Source organism: Pseudomonas sp. IT-P12, assembly GCF_949767465.1.
Classification (GTDB): domain Bacteria; phylum Pseudomonadota; class Gammaproteobacteria; order Pseudomonadales; family Pseudomonadaceae; genus Aquipseudomonas.
Genome location: NZ_CATKPY010000021.1, coordinates 383,151 through 396,742, shown reverse-complemented (window position 1 = coordinate 396,742; position 13,592 = coordinate 383,151). Strand labels below are relative to the sequence as shown.

Genomic DNA, 13,592 nt, shown 5'->3' with positions numbered 1-13,592 from the left:
TGCAGGTAGTTCATGAATGTTCGTTTGAATACCCCACGCTCGCCCCTCGGATTGATGGTGTCGATTGGCGTGATGACCCTGTGTGGCAGCGCTGCCACCTTCGCCGACGATTCCAGCAGCGGACGCAGTGCCGGGCAATCGGCCAAAGGCGACAATGCCCTGGAAACCGTGGTGGTCACCGGCTCGCGCACTGAGTCACGCACCGTGGCCCAGAGCCTGGCACCCATCGATGTGATCTCCGCCGATGACCTGGCCCGGTCCGGCAAGCAGAACCTGCGCGACGCCCTTGCGGCGCAAGTGCCTTCCTACACCAACGACGCTGGCTTTACCGGCGCCACCGGGATCGCGGTGAAATCCGCCACCCTGCGGGGCCTGGGCGGTAACGCGGTGCTGGTGCTGGTCAACGGCAAGCGCCGCCACAACACCGCGCAGATCTTCCACCAATCGTCCTCGACTTCCAACGGCCAGTCACCGGTGGACCTCGACCTGATCCCGGTCAGTGCGGTCGACCACATCGAAGTGCTGCGTGACGGCGCGGCCGCCCAATACGGTTCCGATGCGATCGCCGGGGTGATCAACATCATCCTCAAACGCAATAAAAGCGGCGGCCAGGCCACCGCGCTCTACGGCCAGTACGGCCAGCGCGAAGGGCACAAGGGCAACTTTGGCGCGACCGGTGAAAGCCTGATCAACCAGGGTTTCGAGTTGCCCAACGACGGGTTTTTCAACCTCAGCGGCGACATCAAGATCCAGGAAACCAGCAACGTCGCCGGCGCCGTGCCGGACCGGACCAAGATCTACTCGGGCAACGACCCCCGGGAGTTCGGCGAAAGTCGCAACCGGCAGATCATGGGCCAGCCCCGGGCGCAGACCTACAACTTCGCCTACAACGCCGAGCTGCCGCTCAACGACGCGCTGGATTTCTACTCGTTCTCGACGTTCAGCCACCGCGACTCCACGGGCTTCGGCACCTACCGCACCGCCAACTCGGCGCAGAACATTCCCGAGATCTATCCCGACGGCTTCCTGCCCAAGTTCCGCTCGGTCGAGGACGACCTGCAAGGCGTGTTCGGCATCAAGGGCAAGGACGTGCTCGGTTGGGACTGGGACCTGTCGACCAGCTATGGCCGCAACGACGTGCAGTACCACAACGACGACTCGCTCAATGCCTCCTTCGGTCCCGCCAGCCCGACAGACATCGACAACGGCGAAGCGATTTTCAGCCAGTGGACCAACAACCTCGACATCAACCGCTCGTTCGACACCGGGCTGTTCGCCGACCCGTTGCATGTTGCGGCGGGCATCGAATACCGGGTCGACGGCTACCAGATCCGCAAGGGTGAATTCGCTTCCTACGCCGACGGTGGCTACATCTACCCGGTGGGTTCGCCCAACGCCGGCAAGCGCCCGAGTTCGGGTTCGGCGGGGTGGGGCGGTTTCAGCCCCGAGGCCGCCGGCAGTTGGGATCGCAGCAACACCGCCGGCTACGTCGACTTCACCCAGAAGCTGACCAGCGACTGGGAGTTGAGCCTGGCCGGACGTTTCGAGCACTACAGCGACGTGGGTGACACCACCAGCGGCAAGATTTCGACCCGCTATCAACTGACCCCGACCTTCGCCGTGCGCGGTGCGATCAACAATGGTTTCCGCGCGCCGTCGCTGCAGCAACAGTATTTCTCCTCCAGCACATCGGCCTGGAGCGCCAACCCGGTCACCGGGGTGCTCAGCCAGAACATCACCACCTACGCACAGCCCGGCTCGCCGGAGGCGACGGCCCTGGGCTCCAAGGCGCTCAAGCCGGAGAAGTCGCGCAACTACAGCGTGGGTTTCGTCGCCACGCCAGCGAAGAACCTCGACGTGACCGTCGACTTCTACCAGATCGACATCAAGGACCGCATCCTGCAAACCAGCGCGCTGAGCGGGGTCAATGACGCCAACATCGCCCAGTTGCTGGCGAACGCGGGGCTGAGCACCAACCAGAGCGTCGCCTACTACGGCAACCTCGCCGACACGCGCACCCGGGGGATCGATCTGGTGGCGGATTACCGGGCCGATTACGGGCCGTATGGGCGCGGCAAATGGACGTTGACCAGCACCCAGAGCCTGCAGGAAATCCGCAGCATCAACGAGCCCGACTCGCTGGCGGGGACCGGTGTGCAGGTGCTGGGCCGGGACAAGCAAGGCAACCTGACCACGGCCTTCCCGAAGAACAAGACCGCCTTGTCGCACACCTGGTTCGTCAACGACTTCGAAGTGTCGGTCAAGGAAACCCGCTATTCCCCCGTGACCGGCAAGAGCTACTTCAACCCCAACCGGGATGAGAAGGTCAAGTCGGCGTTCATCACCGACCTGGACGTGGCCTACAACGTCAGCGACCAGCTCAAGGTGTCCGTGGGGGGCTTGAACATCTTCAACGAGCGGCCGGAACAGCTCAGCGAGCAAGCCAAGCTTTTCTACTTCATGCCCGTCGATAACCCGGCGTACAGCTGGTACTCGCCCTACGGCGTGGACGGCGGCTACTACTACGCACGTCTCGACTATTTCTGGTAATCGCGGTGGCACCCCGGCGCGTTTGCCGCCGGGGTGTCCCAGCCTTTCATTCGCCTAAAAAGGATTTCGAAATGGCTCAGCCCCACGTCAATGAACCGATTGAACGCGCGGCGTTTCCGGCACCGCTGGACTTCGCCGACAGCCCCTTGAGCAAGGCCCTGGAGCAACCCTTGTTGCTTGGGGTGTTCCTCAACATGCAGGACATTCGCCTGACCAGCCACCCGACGTCCAACACCTGGACCTTCGACTACAACGCCAAAATCGTCCAGCAGGCCGAAGCCCTGGGTTTCGACCTGGCTTTCAGCCGCACCCAGTGGCTGCCCAAGGGCGGTTACGACGGCGAGGCATCGCTGGATTCGTTCATCGCCCTCGGCGCGATGGCGGCGATTACCCACCGCATCATTCTGGTGTCGACCATTCACGTGCTCTACGGCCCCTTGCACCCGCTGCACATCGCCAAATACGGCGCGACCCTGGACCATATCGCCAAGGGGCGCTGGGGCATCAACATCGTCACCGGACACCGGCCCATCGAGCATGAAATGTTCGGTCACCCACAGATCGAGCATGACCAGCGTTATGAACTGACCGGCGAGCTGTTCGACGTGCTCAATACCTTGTGGAGCAGCAACGAGAACTTCACCTACGAAGGCCGGCATGGCTGGCGGATCAAGGACGGCTACATCACACCCAAGCCGCTCTTCGGGCGTCCGGTGCTGGTCACGGCCACAGGGTCGGAGGCGGGGATCGATTTCGCCGCCAGCCATTCCGACCTGGTGTTCATCACCAACTCCTCGGGCGCAGGGATTCGCGAGACGCTGGAAGACATTCCTGCCCACGTGCAGAACATCAAGGCACGCGCCCGGGCGTTTGGCCGCGAGGTGCGAACCATCATCAACCCGATCATTGTCAGCCGCGATACCGAAGCCCAAACCCGTGAGTACCTCGAAGCGATTGTCGGCAACAAGATCCCCGGCGCGTTTGGCAACCACAAGGCTTATGCCAGCGACGCCCATGCCTGGCGGGGCCGGGCAGACGGCTCGCGCAACACCGGGTTGGGCCTGGGCGGCAACATCGAAATCGTCGGCACGCCAGAGCAGGTGGTCGAGCAACTGGTGGCGCTCAAGGCCGCCGGCATCGACGGTGTGCAATTGAATTTCCACGATTTTGCCGTGGACCTGGCGTATTTCGGCGATCGCATCCTGCCGCTGCTCAAGCAGGCCGGCCTGCGCCTGTAACCCTTCGCATCGCTTTATCAGGAGCCCACCATGAGTCTCGAGTTCATCGGCCACACCAGCAGCCGTACCGGCGCGGAAACCATCGAGGCCAGTGGCCCGATCATCGACAAGGCGTACATCAGGCACATGGCGCACACCGCCGAGGCCAATGGCTTCGATCGCCTGTTGATCGGCAGCTTTGCCACCTGGCCGGACAACAACCAGATTGCCGCGTATGTGCTGCACAACACCGAGCGCCTGGGGGTGATGCTCGCCCACAGGCCCGGTTTCGTTGCGCCGACCGTTGCCGCCCGGCAGCTGGCGACGCTCGACCAGTTCAGCGAAGGCCGGCTGGCGGTGCACGTGATCAGTGGCGGCACCGACGAGGACCAGCAACGCGACGGTGACTTTCTCGCCAAGGATGAGCGTTATGCACGCACCGCCGAGTACCTGACCGTGGTGAAAAAAGTCTGGCACAGCGACCAGCCGTTTGATCACCAGGGCGATTACTACCGGGTCAAAGGGGCGCTGTCCTCGGTCAAGCCGTGGCACAGAGCCGGGGTGCCGATTTTCTTTGGCGGCTCATCGGCGGCCGCGTTCGAAGTGGCGGGGCAGCACGCCGAAGTCTATGCGTTGTGGGGCGAGTCGCTGGCACAGACCGCCGAGACCATCGCCAACGTCCGCCAGGCGGCGGCCCGGTATGGACGGGAGAACGAGATCAAGTTCCTCCTGGCGTTCCGGCCGTTGGTGGCTGACACCGAAGACGCCGCGTGGGCCCGCAGCCGGGAACTGCTGGCGGCGGCGAAAGCCAGATACCCGGCGGCCCCGGCCTTGCACCAGAACGTCGGTTCCCAGCGTCTGCGCGAGGCGGCGGCCCAGGGGGCGGTGCTCGACGAGCGTTTGTGGACCGAGTTTGCGGCGGTCACCGGCGCGCATGGAAATTCCACTGCGCTGGTTGGCACACCGCAGCAGGTGGCGGATGCATTGCTGGAGTACCACAGGCTCGGCGTCGACAAGTTCCTGATTCGCGGCTTCGATCCGGTGCCCGACACCCTGGTTTTTGGCCGTGACGTGATCCCGCTGGTACGCGCTGCCGTGGCGCGTCGTGGCTGAGGTGAGCCTGCTCGGTCAGTTGTTCGGTACGTCAGGGCTCAGCATTGAAGGCTCGGCATGGCCGTCGGCGATCCGTGTCCAACACGGGCCGCTGGCAAGGTTGCCGGACGTGTTCCGGCAGTTGCTGTTAAGCAGCCCTGAAGCGTTGGCCGATCGTTACCGTGGGCCATTGTCGTTCGGTCGTGGCTTGCGCTCACCCAAGACATTCGACAGCCAGGCCAATGCCGCGAGCCTGTTGCAGTTGGGGCTCACAGTGTTTCTGCAGGACATTGCCCAGACGCTGCCCGGTGCGCCCGGTTTTCTGCGCGAACTGGAGCGTGAACTGGGCGTGGCGACGGGCAGTGCGCGGTTGAGCGCCTTTGCTTCGGCGGGGGATGACGGGGTCTCCTGTCATTACGATGCCGAGGAAGTGATCTCCATTCAGTTGCTGGGCCGCAAGACCTTTTACGTGGCGCCAATGACCGAGATCGAGTTGCCGTATGGCGCACAATTCGGCCCCGACATGGTGGCGGTGGAAAACCTCTACGAACAGGCTCGCGCGGGATTTCCCGATCCTTCGCAGGTGCTGTTCACCCCGCACGAGATGCAACCCGGTTCCGTGCTGTTTCTGCCGCGCGGCACCTGGCATCGGACTGAGGCACGGGAGCCGTCGTTGTCCCTGAGCATCGTCATCCGTCCGCCAGTGTTGGCCGATGCGCTGCTGCGGTGGTTGCAGCCGTGGTTGCTGGGTGATGCGCGCTGGCGCTTGCCCTTGTATGGCGGGGTGGAGGCGCAGCGCGACGGGTTGACGACCTTGCTCGGGGAACTGGCCGCGCGCCTGGTCAACGACGCGCAGCAATCGATTCTTGACTGGAGTTCGACGCCGCCAGTGGAGAGCACCGAGCTGCTGCGGGTGCCCGGCTCGCAGCTTGCCGTGACGCCTTCTGCGCCTGGACGCGTGCATTTGCAGGTGACCGCGCTCGATCAGGACTGGCGGCCGCGGGTGACCTTCGACAGTGAAGTCCCCGACGGATTGCTGCCCGCCATCGAGTGGCTACAGCGACGCACGTCAGCCTTCGACCTGGCCCGCCTGGGGCAGCAGTCGCCACAGATCCCCCCGGGCGATCTGCGCCAGTTGCTTGAACTGTTGGTGAAAGCCAGCGCCCTGCGCCAACTGGTGCCGCGCGGGTAGGCGCGGGCGTGCTCGCGAGGGCGGAGTGCCAGGCGTCGTGGATGCTGGATGTGAAGCCCTTATCGCGAGCAGGCTTTCTGCCACAGGTTCCGAGGTGGATGCGGGTCTTGTGAGCAACCATTAACCCAGCGTCACATTGCTCAAGTTGCCAATGAAGCCGCCGCCGGTCGAGTCGGTGAGGTTGTGTACGGTGCTTCTGGCCAGTAACGCATCTTCACTGGAAACGATCGGAATCCTTGGCACGTCCTCCAGCACTTTTTTCTGCACCTGGTGGTAAAGATCCCAGCGGCGTTGCGGGTCGTTATCGACCTGGGCCTGCTCCAGCAATGCATCGACCTGGGCGTTCGAATAATGGGTGGCGTTGGAGTAGGCGACCCCCGAGTGAATGTTCTTGCTCCAATAGAACCGTTGCAAGCCAATGGCCGGGTCCGGCGCGGTGGACGCGGGGGACAGGTTGGTGTCGAAGTCGTAGCGACCGTAGATGCGGTCGATGAATTGCGCGTAGTCCTGGTTGCGGATGTCCAGCTTCACGCCGATTTTCGCAAAGCTGCTGCGCAGGAAGTTCGCGGTCTGCTGGTACGCCGCCGAAGGGCTTGGGTCATTCCTGATCCGCAGACGAACGCCATCCTTGTCGCGCTTCAAGCCGGCTTCTTCGAGCAGGGCTTCGGCGCGCTTCAGGTCGAATGGATACTGCGGCACATCGGCGCTGTAGAACTGCGGGAAATTCTTCGGGATGGGCGAGTCGGCCGTGGTGCCCTGGCCGAGCAGGATGTTGTCCAGGATGAACTGCTTGTCGATGGCATGGGCGAACGCCTGGCGCACCCTCACATCCTGGAATTCCGGGCGTTGCAGATTGAACTCGAAAGCCATGATGCCGGTGCCGCCGTAGGTGTTGAGCCGATCATGCACGGTAAGCGCCGGGTGGTGTTTCAGGCGTTTGATTTCGCTGTTGGACAGGGTGTCGGCATAGGCCACATGCACCGCGCCGGTTTCCAGCGCCGCCGACACCGACGACGGGTCAGCGATAAACCGGTAGATCACCTGATCGAGTAACGGCTTGCCGCTTTGCCAGTAATCGGGGGTGCGCTCCAGCGTCAGGTAGTTGCCGCGTACCCACTCCTTGACCCGGAACGGCCCGGTGCCGATGGGCGCGGTATTGGCCGGGTTGTTGAGGATGTCGGTGCCGGCGTACAGATGCTTGGGCAGTACCTGTGAGTCCCGGGCGTTCAACGCACTGAGCAGGTACGGCGTCGGGCGCGACAGGTTCCACACCGCCGTGAGCGGGTCGGGTGTCTCGACGCTTTGGACATTGGGGAACGCCGAACGCCCACGGGAGCTGTATTTTTTCCAGACCTCCATTACCGAAAAGGCGACGTCCGCCGAGGTGAACGGCCGTCCGTCATGCCACAACACGCCCGGGCGCAGTTTGAACGTGACCTGCAAACCGTCGGGGCTGAAGCTCCAGCTTTCCGCCAGTTGCGGTTGCGGCCCGTTCTGCGGGCTGAGGTACAGCAAGCCATCGAAAATCTTCGGTGAAATCAATTGTGTGGCCGGGGCCGTGGTCAGCCCGGTGGTGAGCACCGTGGGTTCGGGATTTTGCGCGATGATCAGGGTGCCGCCGCGGCTGCTTGCCAAACCAGGACGATGACCCAGCAGGCCGACGGCGGCGGTTGAAGCCAGGGAGTAGCCGAGAAATGTACGTCGCGTAACCATGGGAAAAGACCTTTCAGGCGAGGGCTCCCTGAGCCAGGGAGCCAGGTGGCGAGGGGCTTACCAGTCGTAGCTCAGGCGCGCGTAATAGAAACCGCCGCCAATGCCGTACGGCGTGTTGCGGTTGGCGTAGGGGTCTTCATGGTTGATGGTCGAGGCCAGGCTGTCGGGCTGGTTCGGCGGGCGTTTGTTGAACAGGTTGTTGGCGCCGAGAGTGGCCTTGATGTTGTCGGTGACCAGGTAGCTCAAGGCCGCATCGGTGATGAACGAGTCACTGGTGGTGGAGTCCTGGGCGCGGTTGAGCACATTGTTTACCGCACGGGTCTTGGAGTAGTAGTGCTCGGTCAACTGCACCTGGAATTTGCCCAATTGCCAGTCGAGGGAGCCGCGCACGATGTTCTGCGGCAAGGCTTCTTCGAGCAGGGTGATGCGCTCGCGATCCAGCAGGCTCAGCCCGGCATTGCTCAGCACCGCCGGGTCGTCGACGCTCTTGACCTTGGTGCGGTTGCGCGCATAGCTCAGACCCCAGTGGGCCCGGCCGAAGCGATCGTAGTCGGCGTCGTAGTCGAGCTTGAACTCGATGCCACGGGTCTGGGTATCGCCAAAGTTGGTGAAGTAGCGAACCTGCTGTTGGCTGGTCAACCCGGCGCTGGTCAGCGCCTGGGCCACGGCGGCGTTGTTGAAACCGTTGAAGGCGCCGGTGAGGAAAATCCGGTCGCGGATGTCGATCTGGTACACATCCACCGAGGCCGAGAGGCGATCGGTCGGGGTGAATACCAGGCCGAAGCTGACGTTGGTCGACTTCTCCGGCTTGAGCTTCTTCGCCCCGAGCGCCTGGGCGGCGGGAGCGTCCGGGCGCAGAGTGTCGTAATAGTAGGAAATGTACGAGGTGTTGGTGATCGGGTCGTTGACCGGTTGCACCGTCGCGCTCTGGTAGTTCTGTTCGGCCAGGGACGGCGCCCGGAAACCGTTGCTCACGGTGCCGCGCAAGGCCACCTGTTCGGTGAACTGGTAGCGGTTGGAAAACTTGCCCGCCACCGCCGAACCGAAGTCCGAGTAGTCCTCGTAGCGCACCGCCAGGCCGCTGTCCCACTTGTCGGTGATCTTCTGGGCAAAGTCCACGTAGAACGCCGTGTTGTGCCGCGACTCGTCGAATTCGAACTGCGGGCTGAACCCCGTGAGGAACGCCGAGCCGGCTCCCGCCAATCTGCCGCGCAGGTTCACCGCCGGATAATCGTTGGGGTAGCGGTAGCCGCCACCGGCATAGGAGTAGTACTCGCCGGCGCCCAGTTCCAGGCTGTTGTAGCGGTACTCGGTGCCGACCGTGACGTTCAGCGGGTGCTCGAACAGCCCGGTGTCGAAGGCGCGCTGGGCGGACAGCGAGGCGATGCTCTCGGCGAAGGTCAGGTCGCCGGCGTGCATGTTCTGCAACGGCAACAGCGCGCCGAAGGACGGGTTGGTGGTGTTGAGGATGTTGATGTCGGCGCGGTTCTGCCCGTAACTGAGGCCCGCATCCCAGGCCCAGCCGAGCAGGTCTTCGGCCTTGAGGCCAACGTTGAGTTGCAGGTCCTCTTCCTTGGTCTGCAGGCGCGAACTGTAGCCGCCGGGGGTGGTCACGACGTTCGCCGTGGCGTTGGTTTCCGAGCGGAACGAACCCTTGGCCTCCGAGGTGCGGGGGCTGTAGGTGGCGAAGGAATACAGCGACAGGTTGTCGTTGAGCGGCAACCCGAGGTTGTAGGCGAAACTGGTGCTTTCCTGGATCGGCACCACCTCGTAGTTTTCCGGCACGTTGCGGTTGGCCGAGGCTTCACGCGGATCGTTGGGCGCGGCGTAGATCTGCCAGATCGCTTGCGACGGCTGTTTCCACGGCCCGACGGTGTGGCTGTCGCCGGTTTTCAGGTACGACAGGCTGAGGTTGGCGAAGCCGCCGTTTTCACCGAGCGCAAACCCCGAGTTCAGCCCGCCGGTGTAGGTGGCGCCCGCATCGCCCAGGTTGCCGACCTTGGACACGTCGTGGTTGTACTCGCCATAGGACACGTCCGCCGAACCACCGGACGCCGAGGACTTGAGGATGACGTTGATCACTCCGGCAATCGCATCGGAGCCGTACTGGGCCGCTGCGCCATCGGTCAACACTTCGACCCGTTCCACCGCCGAGATCGGGATCAGCCCGAGGTCTGCGGCGGAGGAGCCCAGGGTCGCGCCGCCGCTGTTGTTGATCATCGAGGTGCCGTGACGCCGTTTGCCGTTGACCAGCACCAGCACCTGGTTGCCCGACAGCCCTCGCAGCGAGGAGCCGCCAACGTTCTTCGACAGGGCGCCGCCGTTGCTGTTGATGTTGATGTAGGACGGCGCAACCAGCGACAGGGCGCGGCGCAAGTCGCTGGCCCCCGTGGAGCGCAGGGCCTCGCCCTTGATCAATTGCACCGGGGCCAGGGCCTTGAGGGCGGTGGTCTCGACCCGGGAACCGGTGACCACCACGGTTTCCAGTCGGTCTTTCTCGTAATCGGTTTCGGCGCTGGCGGTGTCAACGGGCGCGAGGCTGGCAGCGCCCATGGAGAAAACTACACCGAGGGTGTGACGTCGGGATGGAAGTTGAGACATGGGAATGAGCCTGGTATTGCCTCTGCATTATGTTCTGTGTGTGCAGTAGTGAGTCGACGCTGGCTGGTTCTAGCCTGGCAAGTGGGGGTGCATGTCCTGTGAAGCGCGCAAGGTCGTGTGAGTGGCGTTTGCCTCCTGGGGTCGAAGTGCGTAAGGGATCAGCGTTGAAGGGTCAGGTGATACTTGCCGATCAGATTGAATTTCCATGCCACCGGATCGTGGACCGTGTGGGTGCGGGCGTTGCGCCAATGCCGGTCGAAGCCGTACTCGAGCCGTGTCGAGCTGGCGCCGCCGAGCTGGAACAGTTTGTTGCTGGCCAGCAGTGCCGCTTCGGTGGTGAGAATCTTCGCCGCCGCCAGTGCCGACGATACCTGGGCCGAGGGTCCCGGACCCTGTTCGGCAGTGACCTGGTCGAACAGCTCGGCGGCGCGCTCCAGCACGACTTCACCGGCATGAATGCGCGTGTGCACGTCGCCGATGATCGCCAGCACATAAGGGTCTTCCGCCACCGCCTCGACACCGGTCCGCGCATAGGGACGGGCGTGATTGCGTACGTAGTCGAGGGTGTCGCTGAACGCAGCGCGGGCGATGCCCAGGTCCAGGGCGCTGTGGAACAGGTCGGGAATGCCATAGGTGTTGGCGCGGGTCTTGCCCTGTTCCGAATCCAGTACGTGGCTGTGTTCGACCCGCACGTTATCCAGCAACAAGGTGCCGCTGGCGGTGGTGCGTTGGCCGAAACCGTCCCAGTCATCGATGATGGTCAGGCCGGGGGCATGACGATCGATCACCGCGGTTTTCGACAGGCCGTCGTCGTCCACGCAACCGATGGAAATCAACTGTGAAAACAGTGCGCCGGTGGAGTATGCCTTGGCACCATTGACCCGGTAATGGTCGCCTTCGCGGGTGATCCGCGTGCGGGTCGTGCCGGCCGGCAGGCTTCCACCCTCTGCGTGGCCGTTGCCCCAGCGATAGCCTTGGAGGATCTTGCCAAAGAACAGGCGTTTCTGTTCCTCGCGGCCGACGGCTTCGATCACGCTGCTGGCGAGGACAATGCTCAACAACAGTTGCCCGATCGACGCGTCGGCCTCGCCGATGGCGGCCACCACTCGGGTCAACGTCAGGTAGGACACGTGCGCGCCGCCGTACTCGCGCGGCACGCGGATCGCCAGCAAGCCGCTACGGGCACAGTCCTCCAGTTCCTGCCAGGGCAGTTGCCGTTCGACGTCGCGCACTTGGGCGTTCTGCTTGAACTGCGCGGCCAGGCGCTCGGCGACCTGCACCGCTTCCTGGTCGCTGCGGATGATATGGGCCGGGCTGGCGGGCGGAGCGACCGTCAGGGGGTGGGCGGTGCGAAGAGCTTCGGTCATCGTGAGTCCTGTTCCTTTGCAGTGGTGGAGGGTTCAGCCAATCCCAGTCCCCTGTGGGCTTGCGGGATCTAGGCCTGGTAACTCGCATCGGCAAAATTGCCGTACAGCGCTTCCGAGGAGTTGAAGAAATCCTTGAGCTGTTTCTGTGTCACCACCACCACGGTCGGCGAGACGATGGGGATCTTCGGCAGGTCGGTCAGCACGATATGCTGGAACTCGGCGTACCAGGCCTTGCGCTTGACCGGGTCGATTTCCGACTGCCCCAGCTCCAGCAGTTGATCGACCCGTGGGTTGGCGTAACGCGCGCCGTTGGAGAAGGCGATGCCGGGCTTGAAGTTGGCCGAGTGATAGAAACGCTGGGTGCCCATCACCGGGTCAGGCCCGGCGGTGGCGCTGATCAGCGTGGTGTCGAAGTCGCGACGGGTGTAGACGCGGTTGACGTACTCGGGGAAATCCTGGGAGCGGATCACCAGTTTCACCCCGATCTTTGCCAGGTTGCTGCGCAGGTAGTGGGCAATCTGCAGGGTTTCGTTGGCCGGGTTGGGGTCGTTGTAGATCGTCAGCCGAGTGCCGTCAGCGCCTTTTTTCAGCCCGGCTTCCTCGAGCAGGGCCTCGGCCTTCGCCAGGTCGAAAGGGTAGCGGGGCACGCTGTCGTCGTAGAAATCGCTCATGCTCGCGGGGATCGTGCTGAACGCCGGCTGGGCGTAGCCGAAGTAGATGTTCTTGACCACGAAGTCGCGGTCGATGGCGTGGGCGAACGCCTGGCGCACCCGCACGTCCTGGAAGACCGGTTTTTCCAGGTTGAACTCGAACCCGACCAGGCCCGGGGAGTAGGGCGCACTGATTTCGCTGACCTGCAACTGGCTGATGCCGCGCAGGCGCTTGACGTTGCTCAGGGCCACCGAGGCCAGTTGCACGGCCTGGGTTTCCAGGGCGGCCGACGCGGCGGTGAGGTCGGGAATGATGCGAAAGATCAGGGCGTCCAGGTGCGGCTTGCCGGGGTCCCAATACTGTTCGTTGCGCACCAGGTTGATCGATACACCGCGATCCCAACGTTCGAATTTGAAGGGGCCGGTGCCAATCGGCTGGATGTTGTGCGGGTTGGTCAGCGGGTTGCCGCTGTCGTACAGGTGCTTGGGCAGGACCTGGGCATCGGTCGACGACAAGGCGCTGAGCAAGTAGGGCGCTGGCGTCGACAGCGTCAGCACCACTTGCAATGGCGTGGGCGTTTCAACGTTGCTCACCGGGGCGAACGTGGTGATGCCTCGCGAGTTGAATTTGCGCCAGATGTTCTGCAGGGAAAAGGCGACGTCCTGGGAGCCGAACGGCTGGCCGTCATGCCAAGTGACACCGGGGCGCAAGTTGAAGGTGTAGACCAGGCCGTCGGCGCTGACCTGCCAGTCGGTGGCCAGGCGGGGAACAGGCTGGCGTTGTGCGTCATAGGACAGCAGGCCGTCGAACAACTTGCTGGTGACGGTGTAAATGGTGCCGTCGGTGGTGAGTGCGTTGGTCAGCACCGTGGGTTCGGGAAACTGCGACACCACCAGGGTCTGTTTGCCGTCGACCGCGGCAAAAACCCCGGATGCCTGGCTCAACAGGCCGGTTCCCGCCGCCAGGATCATGGAATCCTTGATAAACATCCTTCTGGTTAACGACATGCTGCACCTTTCGCAAAGCAAGTAATAAGAGTGCGCGCTGATTCCGGTTCTATGGTTAGAACCAAAGCGGCGTTTTATTAAATGGAGGGTGTGTCGTTGTTCTGTTGGGAATCAGAACAGAGCGGCGAGCCTAGCGGATAGTTTCCGAAGTATTCAAGTGGCCGAGTTATAACGTTAAACGCAGTTTCAATAACCCCGGCAG

At 63.2% G+C, this 13,592-nt stretch carries 8 protein-coding genes; 4 read left to right on the top strand and 4 right to left on the bottom strand.

Annotated elements, in window-relative coordinates; genetic code table 11:
* Positions 1-12: 12 nt before the first annotated feature.
* From ACM6IM_RS10790 to ACM6IM_RS10775, 4 genes are all read left to right on the top strand, one after another.
* Positions 13-2,550, top strand: coding sequence for a TonB-dependent receptor plug domain-containing protein (locus ACM6IM_RS10790; protein WP_414865117.1), 2,538 nt, complete (start codon positions 13-15; stop codon positions 2,548-2,550).
* A 71-nt stretch (positions 2,551-2,621) separates the two neighbouring features.
* The gene (locus tag ACM6IM_RS10785; RefSeq protein WP_414865116.1) at positions 2,622-3,788 is read left to right on the top strand and encodes an LLM class flavin-dependent oxidoreductase; all 1,167 of its coding nucleotides are present in this window, start codon (positions 2,622-2,624) and stop codon (positions 3,786-3,788) included.
* Positions 3,789-3,818: 30 nt separating this feature from the next.
* Entirely contained in the window at positions 3,819-4,880 is a 1,062-nt protein-coding gene (locus ACM6IM_RS10780; protein ID WP_192301704.1) for an LLM class flavin-dependent oxidoreductase, read from the top strand.
* On the top strand, positions 4,873-6,051 hold the full coding sequence (locus ACM6IM_RS10775) for a JmjC domain-containing protein (protein ID WP_414865115.1): 1,179 nt from the start codon (positions 4,873-4,875) through the stop codon (positions 6,049-6,051). The genes ACM6IM_RS10780 and ACM6IM_RS10775 overlap by 8 nt, the downstream gene beginning before the upstream one ends.
* Positions 6,052-6,171: 120 nt before the next feature.
* Here ACM6IM_RS10775 and ACM6IM_RS10770 read toward each other — a convergent pair whose 3' ends face one another.
* The 4 genes from ACM6IM_RS10770 to ACM6IM_RS10755 form a co-directional block, all read right to left on the bottom strand.
* Positions 6,172-7,764: an ABC transporter substrate-binding protein gene (locus ACM6IM_RS10770; RefSeq protein WP_414865114.1), complete on the bottom strand. Its 1,593-nt coding sequence runs from the start codon at positions 7,762-7,764 to the stop codon at positions 6,172-6,174.
* Between the two features lie 57 nt (positions 7,765-7,821).
* Positions 7,822-10,365, bottom strand: a complete 2,544-nt coding sequence (locus tag ACM6IM_RS10765; protein ID WP_414865113.1) for a TonB-dependent receptor plug domain-containing protein — start codon at positions 10,363-10,365, stop codon at positions 7,822-7,824.
* 158 nt (positions 10,366-10,523) lie between these two features.
* Positions 10,524-11,732, bottom strand: coding sequence for an SfnB family sulfur acquisition oxidoreductase (locus tag ACM6IM_RS10760; RefSeq protein ID WP_414865112.1), 1,209 nt, complete (start codon positions 11,730-11,732; stop codon positions 10,524-10,526).
* Between the two features lie 68 nt (positions 11,733-11,800).
* Positions 11,801-13,390 (bottom strand): ABC transporter substrate-binding protein, encoded by a 1,590-nt coding sequence (locus tag ACM6IM_RS10755; protein WP_414865111.1) that lies wholly within the window; start codon positions 13,388-13,390, stop codon positions 11,801-11,803.
* Positions 13,391-13,592: the final 202 nt, after the last annotated feature.